We start from the raw sequence: 23,652 nt of genomic DNA on the forward strand, positions 1-23,652 counted from the left end.
CTCTCCTTGGCGCCAAAGACCGCCCCCAACAAACGACGCCCCTCTTGACAACTTACTCCCCATACAAGGTTCAGCCGGACAGACCCGGCCTTCCCTGCGCGATGGGTGAACGTCTGCTCCGAGCTCTCCCCGGGGACCGGCTTGTTTGCCCCCGTCACCCGCGCGTCACGTCATGACGCAGCGGGCTTGGCGCCAGCTTCGGAGCGCCAGGACCACACGGCTTGAACGTCCGCAGGCTTGCCAATCGTCCAGCGCATCAGCACCTGACAGGCCCGCGGCCACCGCTCCCCGCCTCTACGTATCGTGACGACGCGTACGCCCCTCTGCATGAGGCGGGATAAGCGATATAAGCACATTTTCCGATAAAACGAAAGAGAAATTTCGGCTTAGGCTGCCAAGGACCGTCCACCGAAAGTTCCGGTCCTACTTAAGATTTTTTCAACATGCGCCAGGCATACGACATCTAAGCACGGTGCAGCCCACCGGATGCGGAGGGATTCACAATGCAAGGGAGCCTTGACCGGCCACCGGTCGTGATCCATTCATCACGGTCGAAATCCCTGCTCGGGTTACTTGCCTGTATCGCCCTGCTCGCGGCGGCCCTCTTCATGGTCCAAGATCCTGAGGCCAATCACCTCATCGGATACGCCGGAATCGGCTTCTTCAGCCTCGGCATCCCCTTCGTCGGGTGGAGCATCTTTCGTCCGGACAGCTTGGTCCTCACTCCCGATGGCGTCACCCAGCATGCGCTGTTCCGAAGCGGCCTCTTGAAATGGAAGGACGTGCACGCCTTTCGTCCGTACTCCCCCACGCCGGGATCGAGAGAACAGCTCATCGGCTACGACGTTGTGGGCAATTCCAACAAGGAAGGGCGGTTCGTTAAAGTCGCCCGATCGCTTGCGGGCGCCGACGGCACGCTTGGCGGCGGATGGGAGATGCAACCTGCAGCTCTCGCGGATCTGCTCAATAGAGCCCGCGCGCATTGGTTGCAGCAGGGCGATTAAGACCTGTTAGCATCGTAGAGGCCGGTCTGCTGATCCGGGGGCGCGTGCGCTTCGTTTCTGTGTTTCCACCACCCAAACGGCAACCGCCATGACCGAGCCGACACCACCCGGGAGACGCCGCATGCTGCTCTGGCTCACCGGCATCGTCGTGCTCGCGCTGGCCGGCGCCGCCATCGCCGCGGGGCCGATCATGAGCCGGGTCGAACATCCCAGATACGACGTCGTTTCACGCGATGGCGACTTCGAAATCCGCGCCTATGCGCCGATGATCATCGCGCAGGCCGAGGTGCAGGGCGCGCGCAAGCCGGCGATCGAGGAAGGCTTTCGCATCATCGCCGGCTACATTTTCGGCGCTAACCAGGCGAAGGCGAAGATCGCCATGACCGCGCCGGTGCAGCAGCAGGCCAGTGCCGCCACCGCGCCCGACGATGGCGTCGCAAGCGATCGCTGGAGCATCAGCTTCGTGATGCCCTCGAACTGGTCGCTCGACACTCTGCCGCCGCCGGCCGATGCCCGGATCAAGCTGACGGTCCAGTCTGCGCAGCGCATGGTCGCGATCACCTTTTCGGGCTCCACCTCCGACGGCATCATCGCTGACAAAACTCGCCAACTGCGTGACTACGCGCAGCACAAGGGGCTGACCGTCACCGGATCGCCGCTGCTCGCGTTCTACAATCCGCCCTGGACCCTGCCGATGCTGCGGCGGAACGAGGTCATGCTGGCGTGTAGTTGCTAAAGCGAGATGAGAGAGAGCGGCCTGATTTTGCAGTCAAGGTCGGCTCGCAACTGTCACCACGACGCGCGACGAGCTCCCTCTTTGGCTTTGCCGAGTCCTCTCCTCGGTCATTCCGGGGCGCGCGCAGCGCGAACCCGGAATCCATCCTTCAGCACGTCGCGCGGCTCGATGGATTCCGGGCTCGTCGCGCTGGCGCGCGCCGCCCCGGAATGACGCGAAGATCAAACGCGCCAGAACCCATGTCGTGACTTCAATCGGAGATTAGGCGCCCTACCCCTCGATGATCGCCACCGCCCGCGTCCATCCGGCCGAGGCGCGCTCGATCTTGACCGGGAAACACGACACCATGAACCCCGTCGACGGCAGTTGCTCCAGATTGTGCAGCTTCTCCAGATGGCAATAGCCGATGTGGCGGCCGGCCTTGTGGCCTTCCCAGATCAGCGCGGCATCGTGGGTCTCGGCGTATTTCTGCGCGGTGAACACGAACGGCGCGTCCCAGCTCCAGCCGTCGGTACCGGTCAGGCGCACGCCGCGCTCAAGCAGATACATCGTCGCCTCATAGCCCATGCCGCAGCCGGAGTTGACGTAGTTGGCCTGGCCGAAGCGCGCGCCGGCCGAGGTATTGACGACGACGATCTCGAGCGGCGACAGCGTGTGGCCGATGCGCTTGAGCTCATCCTCGACATCCCTCGCGGTCACCACATAGCCGTCCGGGAAACGACGGAAGTCGAGCTTCACGCCCGGCTGCAGACACCACTCCAGCGGCACCTCGTCGATGGTCCAGGCGCGCTCGCCGCGGTTCATCGTCGGATGAAAGTGCCAGGGCGCATCGAGATGCGTGCCGTTGTGGGTCGACAGATTGACCTGCTCGACCGCCCAGCCCTGCCCGTCCGGCAGATCCTCGGCCTTCAGCCCGTCGAAAAACTGCAGCATCCGCGGCAGGCCTTGCTGGTGATCAATGTATTGGATGGTCGGGTGCGCTCCCGGCGGATCGGCCGGCACGTCGTTCTGCAAGGGCACGGAGATGTCGATCAGTCTGCGGGCCATGGGCGGTCCTCTCTTGTCATCGTTCTTGGTTGTTGTCGTCGGCAGCAGGATCAGACGTCCTGCCGCTCGACCTTGTTCTTCAGGATGCCGATCTTCTCGACCTCGAGCTCGATCACGTCGCCATGTTCGAGATACCAGCCGAGCTCCAGGCCACAGCCATTGCCGACGGTGCCCGAGCCGATGAACTCGCCCGGCATCAGAGTCTCGTCCTTGCTGATATAGGCGATCAGCTCCTCGAACGAAAACAGCATGCCCTCGCTGACGCCGCGCGAGCGCACCTCGCCGTTGACCCGCGCCTCCATCTTCAGGCGATAGGGATCGCCGATCTCGTCCGGGGTCACGATCCACGGCCCCATCACGTTGCCGCCGTCAAAGCTCTTGCCTTTGGAGGGGCCGAGCCGGCCGTCCATCTCGATGCGCTGCGTGTCGCGCGCGGAGAAGTCGTTGAAGATCGTGAAGCCGAAAATGTGGTCGCGCGCCTTCGCCGCCGGAATATCCTTACCCTTGCCCCTGGTGATGATGCCGAACTCCAGCTCATAGTCCATCACCTTGCTGTAGCGCGGCCATTTCACCGTCGTGTTGGGGCCACGCACGCTGAAGCGGTTGGTGATGTAGAAGATCGGGACCTTGCGATAGACCTCGGGCAATTCGCCGAGCGGCTCGGCATCGATGCGCGCGAGCTCCTCCGCGTCGCCGCGCTGCCGCGCCGCGAGCTTTCGCTGGCCGCGCGGCGCCTGCAGGATGTGCAGCGGAAACGACATGCCGTCGCGCATCTGCCGCGGCTCCGGCACCGGGGCCAGCAGCTCGGTGCCGCCGACGTCGCGCGAGAGGCTTTCGTCGCTGCCATAGCGCTCGACCAGCGCGCGTGCTGCGTCGAGCGCAGCTTCGCCGGCATCGATCAACGACAGCATCGAGCCGAACGCCGGATTGCTCTTGCCAGCGCGATCGGCGGCCGCGGTGAGATCGAAAAGCTTGGAATCGCCGCCATGGACGACGCCGATGCGCTCCCCGCCTTCCGCTCGGAATGTCGCAAGTTTCACGCTGGCCTCCCCTTGTGTTCTATCTGAAAATATACAAACATAGAAAATATCGATAAACAAGAGGCGTCCGAGAGAGGGACGCCCGCGGGAGGAGTCAAGGATGCGTCATCGGATCATCAGTGCTGCGCTCGGATCGGTGCTGGCCACGCTTGTGCTCACATCTGCGACACGCGCCGAGAAGATCCAGATCGGCTGCACCGCCACCTCGGACTGCGCCTCGGCGATGGTCGCGGTCGATGAGGGTCTCTTCAAGAAGCACGGGCTCGACGTGGAGATGGTGCTGATCGGGATCAACTCGAACATCCCCGCGGCCATCCTCTCCAATTCGATCCAGATCGGCGGGCCGACCTCGACCGTGTTCCTCCAGGCCGCTGACGGTGGGCTCGACCTCGTCGCGATCTCCGGCGCCTCGATCATGACCAAGACCTCGAACGATGCGGTCGCCGCCTTCGTGCGCAACGGCGTCACCATCAACGGCCCGCAGGACTTCAAGGGCAAGAAGGTCGGCGCACCCGGCATCGGCGCGTTCCTTCAGGTGCTGTTCGTGAAATGGCTGGTCGAGAAGGGCGTCGATCCGAAGAGCGTCAACTTCGTCGAAGTGACGTTCCCGACCATGGCCGACACCATCAAGTCGGGAGGCGTCGATGCGGTGCTGACGGCGGAGCCTTTCGTGATGCGCATGACCAATGCCAATCTCGGCACGGTGGGCGCGCACTACGCGGCCGAGCTCGCCCGCACCGAGCCGATCATCTTCTATGCGGCCTCGCGCGAATGGGCGGAGAAGAACCCGGAGACCGTCAGGAAATTCCGCGCGGCCATCGCCGAGGCGGCGCCGGTCGTCAACAGCGACCGGGAGAAGGCCTCGGCCGCGATCGCCAAGTTCACCAAGCAGCCGCTAGAGCTGGTCAAGCTGACGACGCCCAACTACGCCGAGCCGGTCCTGAAACCCGAGCAGCTTGGTTGGTGGATCGACGTGATGTCCGCGCAGAAGATGCTGCAGAGCAAGCTCGATCTCAAGAAGCTGATCCTCGACTGATGACGGCACCACACCCGATCCCGCAGACCGAGCCGCCGAGCAGCGACACGCTCAGCGAGCGCGCCGCCGCGCTGATCGAGCGCGACATCGTCGCCGGCGTCCTCGCCCCCGGCTCGCGGCTTGGGATCGTCGAGCTTGCCAAGCGCTACGAGATCGGGCCGACGCCGGTCCGGGAAGGGCTGTCCCGGCTGGTGTCGCGCGGCCTGATCGTCGGCATCGGCCAGCGCGGCTTTCGCGTGGCCGAGGTCAGCCGCGACGATCTCGTTGACATCACGCGCATGCGCACTGTCGTGGAAAAAGAGGCCCTGCGGCTGGCGATGCAGAGCGGCGACGACCAATGGGAGGCCGGCATCATCGCCGCGCTGCATCAGATGCGCCGCTACATCCAGCGCATGCAGAGCGAGTTCCGCGAAGGCGCGCCGGAGTTCGATCGCTTGCACAAGGCGTTTCACACTGCGCTGCTGGGGGCCTGCGGATCACGGCGCCTGCTCGCCGCTCATTCGGATCTCTACGACCAGGCCTATCGCTACCGCCGCGTGATGATGCGCAGCTTCGAGGATGGCAGCGGCTTCATCAGGGAGCACGAGACGCTCGCCGACCTCGTGCTCGCGCGCAATGCCGCCGCGGCCCAAGCGCGGCTCGAGGCACATCTGCGCTCGACCGTCGATATCGTCTATCCGCATCCGAAGGGAGCCTGAGATGGCAGAGCCTGCCCTCGCATTGGTGCAATCATCTCCCTCGCCTGCGCGTGCGCAGATCGCCTTCGACAATGTCGCGCTGGTGCTCGGCGGCAAGACGATCATCGACACGATCAGCCTGGAGGTCGCGACTGGCGAGATCCTGTGCGTGGTCGGCGCCTCCGGCTGCGGCAAGACCACGGCGCTGCGGCTCGCCGCCGGCCTCTATCAGCCGAGCGGCGGCACGGTGCGTTTCGAGGGCGAGGCGATGCGCGCGCCGCGGCGCGAGATCGCGGTCGTGTTCCAGGATTATGGCAAGGCGCTGCTGCCGTGGCGCACCGCCGCCGGGAACATCTCGCTGGCGCTGGAGACGATCGGCATGCCCGCCATCAAGCGCGAGACGCGCATCGCCGAACTGCTGGCCAAGGTCGGGCTCGCCGGCCATGCGGCCAAATATCCGACGGAGATGTCCGGCGGCATGCAGCAGCGGCTGCAGATCGCGCGCTGTCTCGCGCAGGATCCGAAGGTGCTGCTGATGGATGAGCCGTTCGGCGCGCTGGACGCGATGACGCGACAGGGGCTGCAGGACGAGATGCTGGCGCTGGTGGCGGCGACCGGCGCCACCGTCGTGTTCGTCACGCATGATCTGGAGGAAGCGATCTATCTCGGCGATCGCGTGGTCGGCCTGCTGCCGCATCCCGGCCGCGTCGGCCTCACGATGCAGATCGACCTGCCGCGGCCGCGCGACCAGTTGGCGACGCGCGAGCATCCGGAGTTCCTGCGGCTGCGGCGCGAGCTGTTCGACTTCATCAAGGCGAGCGAATGACGATGCCGGATCGCATCAAGCCCGCCCTGCTGCCGTTCGCGGCGCTGCTCGTGTTCGAGGCCTGGATGCGGCTCGCCGGCGTGCAGAGCGACTCGCTGGCGCCGCCGAGCGCGATCGCGCTCGCCTTGCTGGGCGCGCTGACCGACGGCTCGCTGCTGGCGGCGACGCGCGACACGCTCGCCTCGGTGTTCGCCGGCCTCGCGCTCGGCGGCACCATCGGCCTCGTGCTGGGCATCGCGCTCGGCCTGTCGCCTATCTTCAACCGGTTGATGGAGGTCACGATCGAGGCGATCAGGCCCATTCCTTCAGTGGCGCTGCTGCCGATCGCGCTGATCGCGCTCGGCTTTGGCTATCGCATGGAGATCGCGATCGTCGCCTTTGCCTGCGTCTGGCCGGTGCTGATCGTGACGCGTGCCGCGGTGGGCGGCATCGAGCCGCGCCTGCTCGAGGTGGCGCGCGCGTTGCGGCTGACGCAGCTCGACCGTGTCACGAAGATCGTCATCCCCGCCGCCCTGCCCCGCATCATCATTGGGTTTCGCCTCGCCGCCGGCATCGCGCTGATCGTCGCCGTCACAGTCGAGATCGCGATCAATCCGCTCGGCCTCGGCGCCGGCATCATGATCGCGCAGCAGGCGCTGCGGCCGGACCTGATGCTCGCTTATCTCGTCTGGATCGGCGTCACCGGTTTCGCCCTCAACACTTTGCTGATGGCTGCGCAACGGAGCTTGTTCGGGCGCGCGGCTGTCATGGGAGAGCAGGCATGAGATGGTCTGCCATCGCCTGGCGCCTTGCCAGCTTCGCCGTCGCCGCCGGCATCATCGTGCTGTGGCAGTTCGCCGCCGATCAGCGGCTGATATCACCGGTGTTTCTTCCCAGCCCCGACCGCGCCTGGGCGGCGCTGCTGCGCGGCTTCACGAGCGGCGATCTCCTGACCAAGCTCACGGGCACCCTCACGCATATGGCCTATGGCTGGCTGCTCGCCTCCGCCGCCGGCATCGCGCTCGGCGCCATGATCGGCTCCTCGAAGGCGATGCGCATCTACGTCGCGCCGACCCTGGAGCTGCTGCGGCCGCTGCCGGTCTCAGCGATCATTCCTGTCGCCATCGCCGTTCTTGGACTGAGCCAGGGCATGGCGCTGTTCGTGATCGCGTTCGGCTCGCTGTGGCCGCTGCTGCTCGGGACGATCCACGGCTTCGCCGCGGTCGAACCACGACTCTACGAAGTCGCGCGGGTGCTGCACATGTCGCGGCTCGCCGTGATCTTCAAGATCGCGCTGCCATCGGCGGCACCCGACATCCTCGCCGGCATGCGGCTGAGCCTCACGGTCGCGCTGATCCTCGCCGTCGTCTGCGAGATGCTCGCCGGCCTCGACGGCCTCGGCCAATGGGTGCTGCTGTCGGCGCGCTCGTTCCGCTCGGCGGATCTGTTTGCCGGCGTGATGCTGCTCGGAATCATCGGCTACACGACCGCGCTCGCGATGGGCGCGGCCGAGAGCCGGCTGCTGCGCTGGCAGCACGCGCGGCGCTGAGGCTCCGGTCGCACGCGCGCCCGGTCGGCGACGCGGCGTGGGGCGATCTCGATCTCACACTGTCGCGGGGATATCACCGGCTTGGAGGAGCGCGACTGGACCGAACGCCCATGGGGCCGATTGCGGGGCCAGAGCACCCGACCCTTCCCCTGAAAGAAAGAGGCCGCCGACACACGAAGTGCAGGCGGCCCAAGTCCAGGGAGGAAACGCCCCAAGAAGGGCTAGTTTTTACTTACTAGATCAGGAGAGTCGTGGGTATCCGGATGATACCGGAGGTTGTCATCGCGCTCACGGGTTCCATATCCCGACCGAGATACCGCTAGGTTACGCCGCCTGACGCTCCTCATACCCAACAAATTCCGTGACCTTCTCGGCATTGGAGTCGACCCACCCTGCCATCGGTCCTCCTCCTGCAACGACTGATCGAGCGGCGCGCGGACCCTCCTCGACACCGGCGGCACGGCACAATGCGAGCCGCGGCTTGTAGGTGGCGATCTCAAAAGTCTCGAATGTTGTTGGCGAAGGTGTTCTTCAGGAACTCGTCGCCGAACATCGCATGTTCGATCGCCGCCAAGAGCGGGACCTTCTCAGCGCCACATGGTCGGTATGACAAGATGCGCGCCATCGGACCGTTTCCGACCGAGAGCGCCAGGGCTTTGTGCAGCCTCATCGACATTGGGCGCAGGCTCGATTGCTGGCGCGTGGTCGAGCTGGATCACAGGAACCGCGGCGGGGTGTTCCGGAGCGCTGCGCTGATCGCGCGCGCAAGGGAAAGCGGAACTTGCCGAATCACTCGGCTGGTCAACGGGGTCGTGCATGTGGCAGCTCCGAGCCCTGAAGCGGCGATTACTAATCCCTTCCGAGACTAGGCGATATCAACTGCGTTAATCCATGCGCGATCTCGCCGCGTGCGGCCGATTCACCCGCAAGGCGGCGGACGACCGTGTGCTTGCCATCCGTTCGTGGCTGCTCGATGACGTCTCCCGCACTGCACGCGGAATCGTGATGGCCGTTCCGCCGGCATCAGCGCTCGCGCGCGCCGACGCGGTCGAGCAGTGCCGCACCGGTGCGAATGCCATTGTAGAAGCAGTCGATCGTCATGTTCTCGTTCGGCGCGTGATTGGCCTCGTCGGCATTCGCATAGGGAACGACGAAGGCCGGGACGCCGAGGATCTTGGTGAAGACGTAGTCCGGCAGACTGCCGCCAGTGCACGGAAATTCGAGGGGCGTGACGCCCTGCGCCAATCGAATCGCGTCGCGGATGATTGCGCCATAGGGCGAATCGAGCGGCACGCGCGAGGGCAGCATGCCGCCGCGGGGGATGAACTCGACCTCGGGCGCGTGCTTCCTGACATGGGCCTCGACCTTGGCCAGCACGTCGCCCGGCGTCATCGCTTCGACCAGGCGGATGTCGCATTTCACGACCGCCTCGCACGGCAGGACGGTCTTGCTGCCGGGGCCGCCATAGCCGCCGTGAAAGCCATTGATGGTGAGCGTCGGGTGGAACATCAGCCGCTCGTAGTAGCCGCGTTCTGCCGGCGCATCGAGGCGGCTGAGACCGAGGCTTGCCTTGGCGGCATCGAGATCGAGCGGCAAACGCTTCACCGCAGCGACGTCAAGCGCACTTGGCGGCACGATCGCGTCGTGGAGACCGTCGATGGTGATCTCGCCGGCGGCATTCTTCATCGTCGCAAGCAGATGCACCAGGGTCCAGATCGGATTCGGCACGATGCCGCCGAGATTGCCGGAATGAACGTCGCGGATGGCGTGCTTGGCGCGCAGCTCGAACGAGCACATGCCACGGACGCCATAGGTCATGGTCGGCCGTCCCGACGCATGCATCGGGCCGTCGGCGGTGACCACGAAATCGGCCTTCAACTTCTCGCGATGCGTGGCGACAAACTCGGCAATGCGTGGGCTGCCGATTTCCTCCTCGCCTTCGAGCAGGAAGACGACGTTGCACGGCAGCTCGCCGTGAACCTTGAGATGCGATTCGATCGCCATGAGCTGCGCGAAATGCTGCCCTTTGTTGTCGCCGATGCCGCGGGCATAGATGCGGCCGTCGCGGATGGTCGGCTCGAACGGCGGACTCAGCCACAGCTCCAGCGGATCTGGCGGCTGCACGTCGTAGTGCCCGTAGAGGAGCACGGTCGGCGCGCCCGGCTTGTTGTGCCAGCGTCCCAGCACCATCGGATGACCCGCGGTCGGCACCGCCTCGGCCTCGAGGCCGATCTCCCGCAGCATCCTCACCAGCAGCGCAGCCACCTCGGCAATGCCGACATTGTGCGCGCTGATCGAGGGATGGCGCACATAGTCCATCACGCGGGTGAGAAAATGCTCCCTCTCGGCGTCGATGTGCCGGAACACGGCAGCGAGACCGGCGGAAGGAGATGGAACGGTGCGGGCATCGCTCATGAGGTCGTCTTTCGTCGCGTGACGTTGCAGTCATACCATGTTCGATCGAAATCCCCTTAAAAGCAAATGACGCGCGGAGCGAGTCCGCGCGTCACCCTCGATCACATATGTCCGAGCCGAGGCGCTGTGCTCAGCCCTTCAAGGCGGTGATGACGATCTCGATCAGCGCGCCGCCGCCGAGATCGGAGACGCCGACCGTGGCGCGAACCGGCAGATCGTCGCCGAAAAACTCGGTCCAGGCCGCATCCATCTCCTTCTTCTTCGACAGGTCGGTGACGAAGATCTGGCCGGAGACGACGCGCGACTTGTCGGTGCCGGCCTCTTTCAGGAAGCCGTCGATCTTGCCGAGAATATTACGGGTCTGCTCGCCCATCGACACCGAGGTGTCGTCGGCGATGGTGCCGCCGATGAAGACGAAGCCGTTGGCCTCGACGATGCGGTGATGAATGGCGGAGCGGATCTTGCGGGTGATCGTCATCATGTCCTCATGTCGTTGACGAAGGGGTGGAAGTCTGAAAGCGCGCAATGCTGAGATCGCCGATGCGCGTCTGGGTGCCGCCGTGCACGATGAGCTCGGCCATCACCGCGCCGGCGCCGGGGCCGAGCTGGAAGCCGTGCGCGGAGAAGCCGAACTGGTGATACAGCCCCTCGTGCCGCGCACTCGGTCCAAACACCGGAATGTCGTCGCGCATGCGCGCCTCGATGCCGGCCCAGGCACGCACGATGGTCGCGCTGCGCATCACCTCGAACAGCTCCGCGACGGTGCGCGCGCTCTCCGATAGCTTGCGCCAGTCGAGCACGGTCTCGTTGCGATCCTGATAGGGGATGGCGAGGTGCCCGCCGCCGATCAGCACCGTGCCGTTGGGGAACTGCTTGAATGACAGTTTGCGGCCGCGCAGGATGACGACGGGATCGATGAAGTGCGCGACGGGAGACGTGATCATCAGCATCGGCGCGATGGTCTCGACCGGGACCGGCTCGCCGAACTGTGCGGCGATCCGTCCCGCCCAGGCGCCGGCGGCATTGACCAGCACAGGCGCGGCAAAGCTCTCAGAGCCGACGTCGACATGCCAGAGCTTGCCGTCCTTGCGGATGTTGGTCGCGGGCACGCCCTCGCGAATGAGGGCACCGAGCTGCTCAGCCTTGCGGCGGAACGCGGTGGTGGTTCGCGCGGGCTGCGCGGCGCCGTCGCGCCGCGACACCACACCGCCCGGACAGCTCTCCGCCACCGCCGGCACGAGGCGGCGCAATTCCGTGCCGTCGATCAGCTCCTCATGGGTGAAGCCGCGCGCATTGAGATCGGCGACGCGGGCACGGCAGGCGTCGAGCTCAGCGTCGTTCTCGGCGACCAGCACCTGGCCGAAGCTTTCGAAGCCGCAATCATCGTCGACCAGGTCGCTGATGTTCTCCCAGATGCCCATCGAGCGGATCGACAGCGGAATCTCCGCGACGTCGCGCGCGAGCTGGCGCACGCCGCCGGCGTTGACACCGGAGGCGTGGCGGCCGGCATAGTCCTTCTCGATCAGCACCGGCTTCAACCCGGCCAGGCATAGATGCAGCGCGGTCGAGCAGCCGTGGATGCCGCCACCCACGATGATGGCATCCTTCTTCACCGTCATCCGCGCACCACGGCCTTGGTGGCCTCTTCGGTCTTCGGCAGGCCTGCGAGCTCGGACAGCATGATCGGCTTCACCGGCGCGCGCAGCCGGTAGTAGCCGATCTCCTGCGGGCTCTTGCCGCGCGCCTGCGCCATCAGCTCGGTGACGGTGAGGCCACACAGCCTGCCCTGGCACGGCCCCATGCCGGTGCGGCGATAGGCCTTGAGCTGGTTCGGTCCGGTGGCCCCGATCGCGACGGCGTCGAGCACGTCCTTGGCGGTGATCTCCTCACAGCGGCACACGATGGTGTCGCCTTGCGGGATACGGAACTGTTCTGCCGGCTGGAATAGAACGTCGAGGAAGACACGGCCACGCTCGGCGCGTTTCAACTGCGCTGAATAGTCCAAAACCTTTGCCTGGGGCCGAAGGGCCTTGATGGCGCTGGCTGCCGCGATGCGTCCGCGCCACAGCGCGGCCTGCGCACCGCCGATGCCGGCACCGTCGCCGGCAATCGCGATGCCCGGAATCGAGCTGTTGCCGCCGGCGTCCAGCACGGGCGTCCAGCACAGCTGCAGCTCATTCCAGCGATGCTCGACGCCGGCGGCCATCGCCAGATTGACGTTCGGCACCACGCCCTGATGCAAGAACAACAGCTCGGCCGGCAGCGTCTCGCGCTTGCCGCCCGCGGCGACATAGCTGACGGCGTCGAGCTTGCCGTTGCCGGTGGCAGCGAGCTCCGTCACGCCCGTGGTGACCGGCACCTTCGCGCGCACCTCGCGCATCATCGCCAGACCCTTGAGAAAATAGGACGAGGTCACGAAGGCGAAGGCGTGCGGCAGTGCTGTGATGTAGTTCGCGCGCGGCGTGGTGTCGAGCACGCGGTCGATGCGACCGCCAAGCCGCAGGATCTGCGCGGCGAGCAGCCAAAGCAGCGGTCCCTGCCCTGCGATCACCGTCGGACAATCCGGCACCAGCCCCGACGATTTCAGCATCGTCTGCGCCGCGCCCGCCGTCATCACGCCGGGCAGGGTCCAGCCGGGAATCGGGAACGGGCGCTCCTGCGCCCCGGTCGCGATGATGACCCGCCCGGCCTTGATGAAGGCCGAACCGCCGCCGACGGAGACGCCGAGCTCGAGCTTGCGATCGAGGCTCCACACCGTGGCGCGATGGATGATCTCGGCCCCGCTGGTCTCGGCAGACTTTGCGATCTCGGCCCCGGACCAATAGTCGGTGCCGAGCAGCGCTTCACTCTTCACCGGCGTCGAATTGATCGCGCGCCAGACCTGCCCGCCGGGACCAGCATTCTCGTCCAGCAGCAAAGTCGACAGGCCGGCGCCGGCCGTCGCGGTCGCTGCGGCCAGCCCGGCCGGGCCAGCGCCGATCACCACGACGTCGTATTGATCATGCTTCGGCGCCGCGCTCATTTGCCGATCTCCCGCTTGCCCTTCTGGATTTCGATTTGCATGCCCTCGGCGACCGGGACCAGGCAGCCCTGCCGATTGCCGACGCCATCGATGGTGACCAGGCAATCGAAGCACACGCCCATCATGCAGTAAGGCAGCCGCTTGGCGCCGCTGACCGCGGTCGAGCGCCTGACGTCGAGACCCGACGCAAGCAGCGCCGCCGAGACCGTGTCGCCTTCGCGCGCGGTGACCGCCTGCCCCTCGACATGGATCGTCACCGATCGCCTCGCATCACCGTCAGCTCGTTTGAACATCGTCGTCTCCGTGGCCGTCTCGGGCCGATCAATCTCAGTAGTAGCCACTGCCACCTGCTCCAGCATCGGCCGCGAAGCGCTTGGCCGTGAATGCGCCGACCAGCTCCGGCTCCAGCGCGCCGTCCTTGACCATGCGCGCGATGTCGAACGCGTGGTTCGCCGCGAGCGTCACGCCGGAATGGCAGCAGGCGACGAAGGCGCCTGGGTGGCTCTCCGACTGCTCGTAGATCGGGAAGCCGTCCTTCGGCATCACGCGGATGCCGGTCCAGCTCCTGACGACGTTGAGTCGCGCCAGATGCGGGAAGGTGCGCTGGGCGCGATCGGCCATGACAGCGTTGATCGGATGGTTCTGCACGCGATCGTCGAGCTCGTCCTCCTTGCTGTCGCCGATCATCACCGTGCCTTCGTCGGTCTGGCGGATCGTGGTCAGCGGATGCGGCAGGAACGGCATCGTGCGCTCGGTCACGACGATCTGGCCGCGCGTCGGGCCCATCGGCGCCGACAGTCCAACCATGGGGGCCAGCGTCTGGTTGGCATTCCCTGCCGCGAGCACCACCTTCGCTGCGCGTACCTCGCCCTGCGCCGTCGTCAGCCTGAACTCATCGCCCTCACGGGCAATCGCGCCGACCGCGCGTTCTGGCAGATAGTCGACGCCGAACTGCTTCATGCCGGCATGCAGGGCGCGGAAGGTGCGCAGCGAATTCACGTGGCCATCATAGGGACAGAAGCTGCCGCCGGAGACCTCCGGGCCGATCAGCGGCAGCATCTTCTTCACCTCTGCCGCCGGCAGCATCTCCATCTGGTAGTCGGCGGCGCCGACCTGATTGTGCATGCGCGCCACGAGCTGCGTGCGCTGCTCGTACTCGGCCTCGCCGAGGGTAAGGTGAAAGCCGCCGTTCTGCTGCAGCACGACGTCGAGCCCGGTCTGAGCCTTCAGCTCCTCGGCGAGCTTCGGCCACGCCTTGGAGCCGCGCACCGTCCAGCCGGTATAGGCCGGCATGCCCAGGCCCTTGCTCTGCACCCACACCAGCGCGAAGTTGGCGCGCGAGGCGCGTTTGGCGATATCGCCCTCGTCGAGCACGGCGACGCGCTGGCCGAGCCGGCCGAGCCCCCAGGCAATCGCAGAGCCGAGCAGGCCGCCGCCGACGACGGCGACGTCATAGTCTCTCATCGTAGTGTCTCCTATCGTCCTGCGTCGCCGCCTTTGGCGGTGAGCACGCGGTCGAGCCCGTAGAAGCGGTCGAGCAGGATCAGGACGGTCATGGTGATGGCGATGACGCTGGCCGATACCGATGTCACCAGCGGATCGATATTGTCCTGGATGTAGAGGAACATGCGCACCGGCAGGGTCTCGGTGCCGGGCGTCGCCAGGAACACGGTCATGGTCAGATCGTCGAACGACTGGATGAAGGCGAGCATCCAACCGCTGACGATGCCGGGCAGGATCGCGGGCAAGGTGACGCGGCGAAACATCGTCCAGCCGTCGGCGCCGAGCGAGATCGCGGCCATCTCGATCGAGCGGTCCATGCCGGTCGCGGCCGCAAGCGTCAGCCGCAGCGCGAACGGAAACACCACGACGACATGGGCGATCACCAGCGCCACGAACGTGCCGCCGATGCCGACCGACGTGAAGAAGCGCAGGAAGGCGATGCCGAGCACCACATGCGGGATCATCAAGGGCGACAGGAACAGCGCCGACAGCGCGTCACGGCCGCGGAAGCGATAGCGGCTGATCGCGAGCGCCGCCGGCACCGCGAACAATAGCGCCACGCACGACGACAGCGCGCCGAGCCACAGGCTTACGCCGAAGGCGTGGACGAATTCCGGATAGTCGGCGAGCGCCCTGAACCAGCGCAGCGAGAAGCTCGTGATCGGAATCGACAGAAAGCCTTCCGGGGTGAACGCGACCCAGCACACGACGACGATCGGCGCCACCATGAAGACGACGAAGACGGCATGGAAGATCAGCGCCAGAGGACCGTTCCTGCTCATCGGAACATCTCCTGGTAGCGGCGCTCGATCAGCGCATTGGAGCCGACCACGATCAGGACGAGCGCGATCAGCAGCAGCACGGCAACCGCGGCGCCGAGCGGCCAGTTCAACGTATTGAGGAATTCGTCATAGGCGAGCGTCGCGGCGACCTTGAGCCTGCGGCCGCCGATGATCGCCGGCGTCGCAAAGGCGCTGGCGGACAGCGAGAATACGATGATGGCGCCCGACAGCACGCCCGGCATGATCTGCGGCAGCACGATGCGGCGGACCACCGTCAGCGAGCTTGCACCCAGCGACAACGCCGCATTCTCGACCTGCGGATCGAGCCGCTGCAGTGCGGTCCATACCGCGAGCACCATGAACGGCATCATCGCGTGCGCCAGCGCGATCACCATGCCGGTTTCGGTGAACATGAACCGGACCGGTGAATCGATCAGGCCTGATGTCATCAGGAGCTTGTTGGCGAGCCCGTTGTTGCCGCCGAACAGCAGCGCCCAGCCGAGCGTGCGCGCAACCACCGAGATCAGCAGCGGGCCGATGATCACCAGCAGGAAGAGGCCCTTCCACGGCCCCTGCATGCGGTTGAGGATGTAGGCCTCGGGCACGCCGAACACCGCCGTTATCAAGGTCGCCAGCACCGCGACGCGGAAGGTGCGCCAGAACATCTCGGCGTAGTAGGGGTCGTCGAAGATCTCGATCCAGTTCTTCAGGATGAAGACCGGCTCGATGCCCTTGTACTGGCCCCAATCATGGAACGACAGCATCACCGTCATCGCCAACGGGATCACGACGACTCCCAGGAACAGCATCAAGGCCGGCAGCGCCAGCGAAAGGCCGGCGCGCGTCTCGGACGAGTTGGACGCGATGGTCGCGCTCATGCTGCAGCCTTCGCGGCGCGCAGGCTCATGTCCGAGACCTGCCAGACGAGATGCACCGCTGCGCCCTGCTCAGGCTGCGGCTGGCCGTCATTCTGCCGGATCACGATGGCGGGCCCGCATTCGGTGTCGCATTGGAACAGCCAGTGATTGCCCTGGAAGATGCGGCTCGTGATGCGCCCTGCAAGACCGGCGTCACCGAAGTTGATGCGCTCGGGCCGGACGCTGACGGCGACGGAGCCGGCCACGCCGGCCGGCGCCGGCGCGCTCCAAGATCCCGCCACCAGTCTGGCCTGCCCCCCGGTGCGGTCCACGGTCGCAGCAAACTCGTTGGTCTTGCCGAGAAATTGCGCGACGAAGGCGGAGGCCGGCTGCTCGTACACCTGCTGCGGCGTGCCGATCTGCTCGATCCTCCCCTTGCTCATCACGACGATGCGGTCGGATAGCGACATCGCCTCGATCTGATCATGGGTGACGAGGATGGTCGTGGTGCCGAGATTGCGCTGGATCTGGCGTAGCTCGATCTGCATGTCCTCGCGCAGGCGCGCATCGAGATTGGACAGGGGCTCATCGAGCAGCAGCAGGCTCGGCTGGATCACCAGCGCGCGCGCCAGCGCGACGCGCTGCTGCTGGCCGCCGGACATGCGGCGCGGATGACGGTCCTCATAGCCGGCGAGGCCGACCAGCGCGAGCGCCGCGCGCACGCGCTCCTCACGATCCTTGCGCGCGACCTTGCGCATCTCCAGGCCGAAGGCGACGTTCTCGGCCGCCGTCATGTGCGGAAACAGAGCGTAGCTCTGGAACACGATGCCGAGCCCGCGCTTCGCCGGCGGCATCGCGACCAGATCCCTGCCCTCGAGCCGGATCGCGCCGTGCGACGGGTCGAGGAAGCCCGCGATCATCTGCAAGGTTGTCGTCTTGCCGCAGCCGGACGGCCCCAGGAACGAGATGAACTCGCCCTTGGCGACGCCGAGGCTGAACTCCTCGACCGCCGTGTTGGGGCCGAAGGACTTGCCGACGCGATCAAGCTCGAGGAAGGACATGCTTTGGATCCAGATGGGCGAGGAATGCTGGCGCCGCGCGCACGGTGCACTCCCCTCCCCCTTGCGGGGAGGGGCCGGGGGTGGGGGGCGGCCCGAAGACCATTGGTGTGGTCCCTCCCTCCCCGACCCTCCCCCACAAGGGGGGAGGGAGAAGACCGCCGTCGACGAGAGAGGTTCGCAACAAACGACTGATTAGCGCTCGACTTCGCGATTCCAGCGCTTGGTCCATTCCTCGCGCTTCTCGTTGACCACGCTCCAATCGGGCGCATAGACCTTGGCGGCACGCTCGCCGATCGGCGCCATCGCGCCGACGCCCTCGGGCACGACCACGGACTTCACCACCGGGCCGTAGCCATATTCCTTCAACATGGTGAGCTGGATCTTCGGATCGAGCAGCAGCTTGATGAAGCTCGACGCCAGCGGCGAGACCGAGGTCTTGGCGATCGGACACGCCGTCGTCAGCAGGCTGACGGCACCTTCCTTCGGATAGACGAAATCGACCGGGAAGCCGGTGTTGGCAAAGCTCTGCACACGGCCGCTGCCCCACACGGCGATGACGGCCTGGCCCGATTGGAAGAGCTCGGTCATCTTGCCCGGCGACGGCTCGTAGGCCAGCACGTTCGGATTGATGTCGGTCTTGAAGATCTTGAAGCCGGCATCGACGTTCGCTTCGCTGCCGCCGTTCATCTTGGCCAGCATCAGCAGGACGTTGAGGCCGTAGGTGTTGTTGATCGGCGGGATGACGAGCAGCTGCTTGTATTTCGGATCCTTGAGATCATTCCACGACGTCGGCGCGGCCCAGCCTTTCTCGGCGAACACCTTTTTGTTGTACATCAGGCCGGTAGCGACGAGACCGATCGCGACCGCCTTGTCGTCCTTGAAGCGCGCGACATCGAGGAGATCGCCAGGCAACCCGGTGACCTTGTCGCAGAAGCCGAGCTGGATCGCCTGGTACATCGGACCGTCATCGACGATGGCGACGTCGATCTGCTGATTGCCCTTCTGCGCCTGCAGCTTGGCGAGTGTGTCGGTGGAGTTGCCGGCGACGTATTCGACCTTGACGCCGTTGGCCTGCTCGAACGGCGGGATCACTTCCTCGCGGATGGTCTTCTCGAACGAGCCGCCATAGCCGGCGACATAGAGCGTCTTCTGCTGAGCCCAGACCTGGGAGGCTGAAGCCAGGACGGCGACGCTGACCGCCATCAGGAGTTTAGGGTGCTTCATCGGACCGATCTCCATCATCTTGGATATGAGACGGTATTAAATAACCGTCCCAGGGAGATCGGGCTTGGCCGATGCATCCGCAGTCCAGAAAACCCGGAGCTGACGAGCCTAAAAAACGAGCCACCCCTCACCCTGCCAAAAAAGATCGCAGCAGAGGCTTTGATCGTCCAATGAATAATGGCACCATATTCATACGCAAATGTTATGGACTGGAGGACTGATGGCGCGGATCAACTCGCGGCAGGTCGAAGCCTTCCGGGCGATGATGCTGAGCGGCAGTGTGACCGAAGCCGCCAAGCTGATGGCGGTGACGCAGCCGGCGGTCAGCCGGTTGCTGCGCGACCTTCAGGCGCTGCTCAAGATGGAGCTGTTCGAGCGGCGCGGCACCGGGCTGGTGCCGACCGCCGCAGCAACGGCGCTCTACATGGAGGTGGAACGCTCCTTCGTCGGGCTCGATCGCATCACTGCAGCAGCCGAGGAAATTCGCGGCCGGCGCACCGGCACGTTGCGCATCGCCGCCCTGCCCGCTCTTGCCAATGGCTATCTGCCGCGGCTGGCGGGCCGCTTCCTGCAGGAGCGGCCCAATCTCAATCTCGCATTTTTCGGCGTGATCTCGCCGATCGTGATCGACTGGGTGCTGAACGCGCAATGCGACGTCGGATTTGCCGAGGTGCCGATCGCCCATGCCGGCCTGCCGAGCATCAAGCTGCCGGCGCTGGCGCGCGTCGCCGTCCTCCCGGCAGGCCATCGGCTTTGTGCGAAGACAATCTTGGTGCCGCGCGACTTCGAGGGGGAGACCTTCATCTCGCTCTCGTCAGGCTCCACCAGCCGGCATCTGATCGATCAGATCTTCCATCGCGAGGATGTCAGGCGCGTGCTGCGGGTCGAGACGACGCTGTCGGAAATCATGTGCGGGATGGTGTCGTCGGGACTGGGCGTCTCGATTTGTGATCCGTTCACCGCGCGCGAATTCGACGGCCGCGGCGTGGTGATGCGGCCATTCACGCCGCGCATCGATTTCGAATTCGCCGCGGTGTTTCCGCCGCAGCGCAGCCCCTCGCCGGTGGCGCTGGACCTCGTCGAGTCGGTGCGACAGGCCCTGGAAGAGCTCAGCCGGGCATCAAGCGCTGGAGAAACCGGGGAAGGCTTGGTCGGGGGCCTGGTGGGCGCACCTACGACCCGCTGATTGAGCGGCGTATGATCCGGTCCTTCGCCTAGACCAGGGTTCAACTGGTCAGGCCGCGGGCGCTTCAGCGATTGCGCCTCCAGGCGCCGGATCGCGCGGAAACCGCCATGCCGACAGCTCCGCAAGCTCAGCTTCGGGCCGTTGCGCGACGATTTCGCCGCGTCCCAGGTAGAGACGACCCGTATTGCCGTCGACGGTGATCCAGTCGCCGGGGGACACGACCGCTGCGCCGATACGTGCCTGCTGCGCTTCACCATCGACCCGGATCGCGGCGCAACCGACCACGCAGGGCTTGCCCATCTGACGGGCGACAAGCGAGGCATGCGCGGTGCGGGCGCCAACGGCCGTGACGATCCCGGAGGCCGCGGCGAAGCCGGCGATGTCCGCGGTGCTGGTGTCGTGACGGATCAGAATGACCGGATCACCTGCCGCCGCGAGGCGTTCCGCGGACGCGCTGTCGAAGGCAGCCCGACCCGTTGCGACACCGCCGGAAGCCGCAACTCCGACGGCTGCGGGCTGGCCGGCCGAAACGAGCGAGGTCTCCGTGAGTGCCTCGACATCGATGCCTTCAAGTCTTCCCAGGGCCTCTTCCCGCGTGATCGATCCCTCGTGCACGAGGTCGACCGCGATGCGGAGCGCGGCGCGCGGGGTGCGCTTGGCGGCTCGTGTCTGCAGGATCCACAATCGGCCTTCCTCGATGGTGAATTCGATGTCCTGCACATCGCGAAATTCACTTTCCAGCCGCTTCAGAGTTGCACGCAGCCCTAGCGCCACATCCGGCAGCGCCCGTGACAGGGCCCTCTCGGTTTCCGGCGTCCTTCGGCCGGAGACGACGTCCTCGCCCTGCGAATCGAACATGACGTCGATGACCGGCTCGTCCGCTCCCGTCGAGGGATCGCGCGAGAATGCGACGCCCGCACCGGACGACATGCCGCCATTGCCAAACACCATGGCCTGCACCGTGACCGCCGTGCCCTTGAGCTGCTCGAGGCCCTCGAGCCGGCGATAGGTCCGCGCCCGTTCACTGGTCCAGGATCGATAGACGGCCCGCGCCGAGCGTTCCAGCTGCACCGCGGCATCTTCGAGCCATCCGTCATCATCGGCCTCTTCCAGGAGCTTGTGTTGGTCGCAAACCAGCCGCTCGAGCGCCTCGCTGTCCAGCTCACGCTCGCTGCTGACGCCTTCAGCGGCAATCATCTGGCTCAATCGCTCGGCGAGCGGGGCGGGATCGATCCCGATGACCGTTTCGGCGTAGCTCTCGAGCAGGCGCCGCCGGCAGTCCCAGGCCAGCCGCGGCCGCCCCGTTGCACGCACCAGACCGCGCACGGCGCGCGACGTGCAGCCGACATTGAGAACGGTATCCAGCATGCCCGGCATCGACCGCGCCGCACCGGACCTGACGGACACGAGCAGCGGATTGCGCGAGCAGCCGAACGACTTTCCGGTCGCCTGCTCGAGAAAGGCGATCCCTCCTTTCAGTCCGTCAACGAGCTGGCGCGTTGCCTGCCCCTTGCCGGCCACCACGTCGGCGCAGAGCTGCACCGGCAGCACGAATGCAGGCGGCACCGGCAGACCCAGCGCCGCCATCCGTGCGAGATTTGCCGCCTTCGCCCCGACCTCTTCGGCGCCAGGCAGCTCGCGCCGGCCATCCCCGATCCGCACCATCATCATCACTTCGTTCCCTAGGCCGAGAGGTCACTCATCGTGTAGCGCCGCAGCAAATGGCCGAAGCTCGCCAGGCAGTCGGTCGCGCGCTCGATCGCCCGCGCGAGCTCCAGAGCGCCAAGAGAGGCTGCCAGATCGAGCCCGCCGGAGAACACGTTCGCAGTGATTTCGCGTTCCTTGGCATCCGCCTGGTGCTCGGCATCCATCAGCCGGGCAACCGCCGCCAACGCATCTTCCGAATCTGCTCGGCGGCCTTCCTGGACCTCGGCAGCGGCGGCGAGACCCGACGCGGCGTGCTCGGTTGCCGACACCGCCACCAACGCGAGCGCCCCCAGTGCGGATCTGATCTCGGGCTTCAGCGCGCCCGGCGCCAGCGACGCAATGAACGCAGCCTGCTCCAACTCATCGATCGCCTGCTCGATCCGGTCGACCAGGTCGCCGATCACCGGCCGCGCAGCGAGCCGCGCGATTTCCGCACGCGCCTCGATGGCGATCCTGTCGGCCTTCCGCTCGATCCGGCCCGCCCGCTCCGCGAGCTGCCTGACCAACATCGGCTCCGGCTCGATCATCGACACGGCCTGTTGGACCAGCGCCGCCACATCGCGCGCCAGGCCGATCTGTCGGAGCACCATCGCGAGCAATCCGCTATCGACGCGATCGAGATGCCTGACCAACTCGGCGCCGATCCGGTCCCGCGCCAGCCGTGACGACTGCCCCTCGCGCAAAGCCTCGGTCGAGACCTGCAGGCACGTCTTGAGGAAACCGATCGCGGCCTCGCGCCCCAGCACCTGGTCGAGCCGCTCGCCGAAGCCGATGCGCGTCGGTGCCGCGCTGCGCACGGCTGCGCCGAGCAGCTCGCTGCCGCCAAGCTCCAGAAAGCCGCGGTGACCGACACGCTGCCGCGCCGCCCATTCCAGGATACGAACCGCATCGGTCTTGGCGACCCAGCTGCGCAGCAGTTTGCGCGCCTTGTTCCAGTCGATCAGGAACACCAGCGAAGATCCGATGGCGGCGAGCAATTCGTCGCGATCGTCGGGCGCTCCATACTCATGAGATCCGGTGACGAGATAGAACGTCCCGTCGTCCTCGAGCCCCGCGGCGGCATGCTTGTCCAGGCCGCTCCATTTCAGCGAACACTCGTCGAACAGCGATACGAAGAACTTCGCGCGCGCCAGATGAACGTCGGTATAGGTGATGGTCGCGGCTCTCGCCGTGACCACGATGACGATCACATGCGCATCGGTGGTGCCGATGTCGTTCTGGATGACCAGCCGGTCGCCCACCCGGATTGCGGTCGTATCGAGCCCGGGATGATTGAACTTGAGCAGTCTCGTCTCGTTGAGCCCGCGCATGAAGCTCGCGATCGGTGCGCGATCGGCGTCCTGCACGCCGAAGACATGCGCGCCGGCGATGATCTCCTCCGAGTGGGTCGCGGCCAGACGGTTCAATGCCTTGTGCAGGTCCATCACCAGCCGATGCAGGCTGTCCGGTCCGTCATGCTCGACCCCGGTCAGCCGACCGACGCGGGCGATTTCGATCTCCGGCGTCGCTTCGAGGTGACCCGCGCTGCGGATCGAGGCCAGGCGTCTTTCGAACTGCTGGCCTTCCGACGGATTGCCTGCGGCGGCGGCACTGATCATCGCGAGAATGTCGCCCTCGATGCCCTTCAGCAGAGGAGCGAGTCCTGGTGCGACCACCTTGTCGTCGCCAGCCAGATGTGCTCCGCCGATCAGTGTGACGAGCGCCGCGGGCGCAAGCCCGGCAGCGCGGCTCTCCATCGCGAGATCAGGCACGTTCGCGCGCGGCTGTCTTGCATGTTGGACCGCGGCCTGCAGCGCGCTGAGGCGGAGCTTGATGCGATCGTTGGCGGCCAGTCCCTCTGCCACGAGCTGCGGCAGCAGGATGTCGGGTTGTCCGAGCTCTCTGACAATTTCAGTTTTCATCGGCGCACGTCGCTGTTTGATAACGGCCTCGTAGCAGCCGGCGAACGGTGCGGTGTTGCGCTGGATCATTCATCGAAATGTCACATGCGGCGATCAGCGC

23 protein-coding genes are annotated in these 23,652 nt (G+C 65.9%); 8 read left to right on the plus strand and 15 right to left on the minus strand.

Features of this window, described 5'->3' with window-relative positions:
* The first annotated feature begins 503 nt into the window (after window positions 1-503).
* Together QX132_RS12680 and QX132_RS12685 are read left to right on the plus strand one after the other, a co-directional pair.
* Window positions 504-1,004: an STM3941 family protein gene (locus QX132_RS12680; RefSeq protein ID WP_316161365.1), complete on the plus strand. Its 501-nt coding sequence runs from the start codon at window positions 504-506 to the stop codon at window positions 1,002-1,004.
* A gap of 121 nt (window positions 1,005-1,125) precedes the next feature.
* Window positions 1,126-1,740 (plus strand): heme-binding protein, encoded by a 615-nt coding sequence (locus QX132_RS12685; protein ID WP_316161366.1) that lies wholly within the window; start codon window positions 1,126-1,128, stop codon window positions 1,738-1,740.
* Between the two features lie 270 nt (window positions 1,741-2,010).
* Here QX132_RS12685 and QX132_RS12690 read toward each other — a convergent pair whose 3' ends face one another.
* Together QX132_RS12690 and QX132_RS12695 are read right to left on the minus strand one after the other, a co-directional pair.
* On the minus strand, window positions 2,011-2,787 hold the full coding sequence (locus tag QX132_RS12690; RefSeq protein ID WP_315778590.1) for a cyclase family protein: 777 nt from the start codon (window positions 2,785-2,787) through the stop codon (window positions 2,011-2,013).
* A 50-nt stretch (window positions 2,788-2,837) separates the two neighbouring features.
* Window positions 2,838-3,827, minus strand: a complete 990-nt coding sequence (locus QX132_RS12695; RefSeq protein ID WP_315736995.1) for a fumarylacetoacetate hydrolase family protein — start codon at window positions 3,825-3,827, stop codon at window positions 2,838-2,840.
* A 100-nt stretch (window positions 3,828-3,927) separates the two neighbouring features.
* Here QX132_RS12695 and QX132_RS12700 point away from each other — a divergent pair, with 100 nt between their 5' ends.
* The 5 genes from QX132_RS12700 to QX132_RS12720 are packed head-to-tail and all read left to right on the plus strand — an operon-like array spanning window position 3,928 to window position 7,894.
* Window positions 3,928-4,863 (plus strand): ABC transporter substrate-binding protein, encoded by a 936-nt coding sequence (locus QX132_RS12700; RefSeq protein WP_315778594.1) that lies wholly within the window; start codon window positions 3,928-3,930, stop codon window positions 4,861-4,863.
* Entirely contained in the window at window positions 4,863-5,561 is a 699-nt protein-coding gene (locus QX132_RS12705) for a GntR family transcriptional regulator (protein ID WP_315778596.1), read from the plus strand. The genes QX132_RS12700 and QX132_RS12705 overlap by 1 nt, the downstream gene beginning before the upstream one ends.
* 1 nt (window position 5,562) lies before the next feature.
* A complete protein-coding gene (locus QX132_RS12710) occupies window positions 5,563-6,366 on the plus strand; it encodes an ABC transporter ATP-binding protein (RefSeq protein ID WP_315778598.1) in 804 nt (267 codons plus the stop codon).
* Window positions 6,363-7,130: an ABC transporter permease gene (locus tag QX132_RS12715; protein WP_315778599.1), complete on the plus strand. Its 768-nt coding sequence runs from the start codon at window positions 6,363-6,365 to the stop codon at window positions 7,128-7,130. The genes QX132_RS12710 and QX132_RS12715 overlap by 4 nt, the downstream gene beginning before the upstream one ends.
* Window positions 7,127-7,894: an ABC transporter permease gene (locus QX132_RS12720; RefSeq protein ID WP_316161368.1), complete on the plus strand. Its 768-nt coding sequence runs from the start codon at window positions 7,127-7,129 to the stop codon at window positions 7,892-7,894. The genes QX132_RS12715 and QX132_RS12720 overlap by 4 nt, the downstream gene beginning before the upstream one ends.
* 496 nt (window positions 7,895-8,390) lie before the next feature.
* On the opposite strand, the gene QX132_RS12725 is transcribed toward QX132_RS12720, so the two are convergent.
* The 11 genes from QX132_RS12725 to QX132_RS12775 all read right to left on the minus strand — a co-directional run bounded on the left by QX132_RS12725 (window position 8,391) and on the right by QX132_RS12775 (window position 18,758).
* A complete protein-coding gene (locus tag QX132_RS12725; protein WP_315713247.1) occupies window positions 8,391-8,570 on the minus strand; it encodes a hypothetical protein in 180 nt (59 codons plus the stop codon).
* A gap of 347 nt (window positions 8,571-8,917) precedes the next feature.
* Window positions 8,918-10,309, minus strand: coding sequence for a M20/M25/M40 family metallo-hydrolase (locus QX132_RS12730; protein WP_316161370.1), 1,392 nt, complete (start codon window positions 10,307-10,309; stop codon window positions 8,918-8,920).
* A gap of 130 nt (window positions 10,310-10,439) precedes the next feature.
* Window positions 10,440-10,787 (minus strand): RidA family protein, encoded by a 348-nt coding sequence (locus QX132_RS12735; RefSeq protein ID WP_315737085.1) that lies wholly within the window; start codon window positions 10,785-10,787, stop codon window positions 10,440-10,442.
* 7 nt (window positions 10,788-10,794) lie between these two features.
* Window positions 10,795-11,928 carry an FAD-dependent oxidoreductase gene (locus QX132_RS12740; protein WP_316161372.1) on the minus strand — a complete coding sequence of 378 codons (1,134 nt, stop codon included), beginning with the start codon at window positions 11,926-11,928 and terminating at the stop codon, window positions 10,795-10,797.
* Window positions 11,925-13,331, minus strand: a complete 1,407-nt coding sequence (locus tag QX132_RS12745) for an NAD(P)/FAD-dependent oxidoreductase (protein ID WP_316161373.1) — start codon at window positions 13,329-13,331, stop codon at window positions 11,925-11,927. The genes QX132_RS12740 and QX132_RS12745 overlap by 4 nt, the downstream gene beginning before the upstream one ends.
* Window positions 13,328-13,624: a (2Fe-2S)-binding protein gene (locus QX132_RS12750; protein ID WP_315796424.1), complete on the minus strand. Its 297-nt coding sequence runs from the start codon at window positions 13,622-13,624 to the stop codon at window positions 13,328-13,330. The genes QX132_RS12745 and QX132_RS12750 overlap by 4 nt, the downstream gene beginning before the upstream one ends.
* A 34-nt stretch (window positions 13,625-13,658) precedes the next feature.
* A complete protein-coding gene (locus QX132_RS12755; RefSeq protein WP_316161374.1) occupies window positions 13,659-14,795 on the minus strand; it encodes an FAD-dependent oxidoreductase in 1,137 nt (378 codons plus the stop codon).
* Between the two features lie 11 nt (window positions 14,796-14,806).
* Window positions 14,807-15,616: an ABC transporter permease gene (locus tag QX132_RS12760; RefSeq protein WP_315756286.1), complete on the minus strand. Its 810-nt coding sequence runs from the start codon at window positions 15,614-15,616 to the stop codon at window positions 14,807-14,809.
* Window positions 15,613-16,494: an ABC transporter permease gene (locus QX132_RS12765; protein ID WP_315736974.1), complete on the minus strand. Its 882-nt coding sequence runs from the start codon at window positions 16,492-16,494 to the stop codon at window positions 15,613-15,615. The genes QX132_RS12760 and QX132_RS12765 overlap by 4 nt, the downstream gene beginning before the upstream one ends.
* Complete coding sequence (locus QX132_RS12770) at window positions 16,491-17,534, minus strand: ABC transporter ATP-binding protein (RefSeq protein WP_316161376.1); 1,044 nt, start codon at window positions 17,532-17,534, stop codon at window positions 16,491-16,493. Before QX132_RS12770 ends, QX132_RS12765 begins: the two co-directional genes overlap by 4 nt.
* A gap of 192 nt (window positions 17,535-17,726) precedes the next feature.
* Window positions 17,727-18,758, minus strand: a complete 1,032-nt coding sequence (locus tag QX132_RS12775; protein WP_315736972.1) for an ABC transporter substrate-binding protein — start codon at window positions 18,756-18,758, stop codon at window positions 17,727-17,729.
* Window positions 18,759-18,978: 220 nt separating this feature from the next.
* Here QX132_RS12775 and QX132_RS12780 point away from each other — a divergent pair, with 220 nt between their 5' ends.
* The gene (locus QX132_RS12780; protein WP_316161377.1) at window positions 18,979-19,944 is read left to right on the plus strand and encodes a LysR substrate-binding domain-containing protein; all 966 of its coding nucleotides are present in this window, start codon (window positions 18,979-18,981) and stop codon (window positions 19,942-19,944) included.
* Between the two features lie 48 nt (window positions 19,945-19,992).
* On the opposite strand, the gene QX132_RS12785 is transcribed toward QX132_RS12780, so the two are convergent.
* Together QX132_RS12785 and QX132_RS12790 are read right to left on the minus strand one after the other, a co-directional pair.
* Window positions 19,993-21,615 carry a PEP/pyruvate-binding domain-containing protein gene (locus tag QX132_RS12785; protein WP_316161378.1) on the minus strand — a complete coding sequence of 541 codons (1,623 nt, stop codon included), beginning with the start codon at window positions 21,613-21,615 and terminating at the stop codon, window positions 19,993-19,995.
* 11 nt (window positions 21,616-21,626) lie between these two features.
* Window positions 21,627-23,552, minus strand: a complete 1,926-nt coding sequence (locus QX132_RS12790; RefSeq protein ID WP_316161379.1) for a hypothetical protein — start codon at window positions 23,550-23,552, stop codon at window positions 21,627-21,629.
* Between the last annotated feature and the right edge of the window lie 100 nt (window positions 23,553-23,652).

Origin of the sequence: Bradyrhizobium sp. SZCCHNRI20481 (genome assembly GCF_032485055.1) — a bacterium.
Taxonomy (GTDB): Bacteria; Pseudomonadota; Alphaproteobacteria; order Rhizobiales; family Xanthobacteraceae; genus Bradyrhizobium.

What these genes read in the sequence shown, in the direction of transcription:
- QX132_RS12680 (WP_316161365.1), top strand. Translation starts at nt 504, where the DNA reads ATGCAAGGGAGCCTTGACCGGCCACCGGTCGTGATCCATTCATCACGG.
- QX132_RS12685 (WP_316161366.1), top strand. Translation starts at nt 1,126, where the DNA reads ATGCTGCTCTGGCTCACCGGCATCGTCGTGCTCGCGCTGGCCGGCGCC.
- QX132_RS12690 (WP_315778590.1), bottom strand. Translation starts at nt 2,787, where the DNA reads ATGGCCCGCAGACTGATCGACATCTCCGTGCCCTTGCAGAACGACGTG.
- QX132_RS12700 (WP_315778594.1), top strand. Translation starts at nt 3,928, where the DNA reads ATGCGTCATCGGATCATCAGTGCTGCGCTCGGATCGGTGCTGGCCACG.
- QX132_RS12705 (WP_315778596.1), top strand. Translation starts at nt 4,863, where the DNA reads ATGACGGCACCACACCCGATCCCGCAGACCGAGCCGCCGAGCAGCGAC.
- QX132_RS12710 (WP_315778598.1), top strand. Translation starts at nt 5,563, where the DNA reads ATGGCAGAGCCTGCCCTCGCATTGGTGCAATCATCTCCCTCGCCTGCG.
- QX132_RS12715 (WP_315778599.1), top strand. Translation starts at nt 6,363, where the DNA reads ATGACGATGCCGGATCGCATCAAGCCCGCCCTGCTGCCGTTCGCGGCG.
- QX132_RS12720 (WP_316161368.1), top strand. Translation starts at nt 7,127, where the DNA reads ATGAGATGGTCTGCCATCGCCTGGCGCCTTGCCAGCTTCGCCGTCGCC.
- QX132_RS12725 (WP_315713247.1), bottom strand. Translation starts at nt 8,570, where the DNA reads ATGTCGATGAGGCTGCACAAAGCCCTGGCGCTCTCGGTCGGAAACGGT.
- QX132_RS12730 (WP_316161370.1), bottom strand. Translation starts at nt 10,309, where the DNA reads ATGAGCGATGCCCGCACCGTTCCATCTCCTTCCGCCGGTCTCGCTGCC.
- QX132_RS12735 (WP_315737085.1), bottom strand. Translation starts at nt 10,787, where the DNA reads ATGACGATCACCCGCAAGATCCGCTCCGCCATTCATCACCGCATCGTC.
- QX132_RS12740 (WP_316161372.1), bottom strand. Translation starts at nt 11,928, where the DNA reads ATGACGGTGAAGAAGGATGCCATCATCGTGGGTGGCGGCATCCACGGC.
- QX132_RS12745 (WP_316161373.1), bottom strand. Translation starts at nt 13,331, where the DNA reads ATGAGCGCGGCGCCGAAGCATGATCAATACGACGTCGTGGTGATCGGC.
- QX132_RS12750 (WP_315796424.1), bottom strand. Translation starts at nt 13,624, where the DNA reads ATGTTCAAACGAGCTGACGGTGATGCGAGGCGATCGGTGACGATCCAT.
- QX132_RS12755 (WP_316161374.1), bottom strand. Translation starts at nt 14,795, where the DNA reads ATGAGAGACTATGACGTCGCCGTCGTCGGCGGCGGCCTGCTCGGCTCT.
- QX132_RS12760 (WP_315756286.1), bottom strand. Translation starts at nt 15,616, where the DNA reads ATGAGCAGGAACGGTCCTCTGGCGCTGATCTTCCATGCCGTCTTCGTC.
- QX132_RS12765 (WP_315736974.1), bottom strand. Translation starts at nt 16,494, where the DNA reads ATGAGCGCGACCATCGCGTCCAACTCGTCCGAGACGCGCGCCGGCCTT.
- QX132_RS12770 (WP_316161376.1), bottom strand. Translation starts at nt 17,534, where the DNA reads ATGTCCTTCCTCGAGCTTGATCGCGTCGGCAAGTCCTTCGGCCCCAAC.
- QX132_RS12775 (WP_315736972.1), bottom strand. Translation starts at nt 18,758, where the DNA reads ATGAAGCACCCTAAACTCCTGATGGCGGTCAGCGTCGCCGTCCTGGCT.
- QX132_RS12780 (WP_316161377.1), top strand. Translation starts at nt 18,979, where the DNA reads ATGGCGCGGATCAACTCGCGGCAGGTCGAAGCCTTCCGGGCGATGATG.
- QX132_RS12785 (WP_316161378.1), bottom strand. Translation starts at nt 21,615, where the DNA reads ATGATGATGGTGCGGATCGGGGATGGCCGGCGCGAGCTGCCTGGCGCC.
- QX132_RS12790 (WP_316161379.1), bottom strand. Translation starts at nt 23,552, where the DNA reads ATGAAAACTGAAATTGTCAGAGAGCTCGGACAACCCGACATCCTGCTG.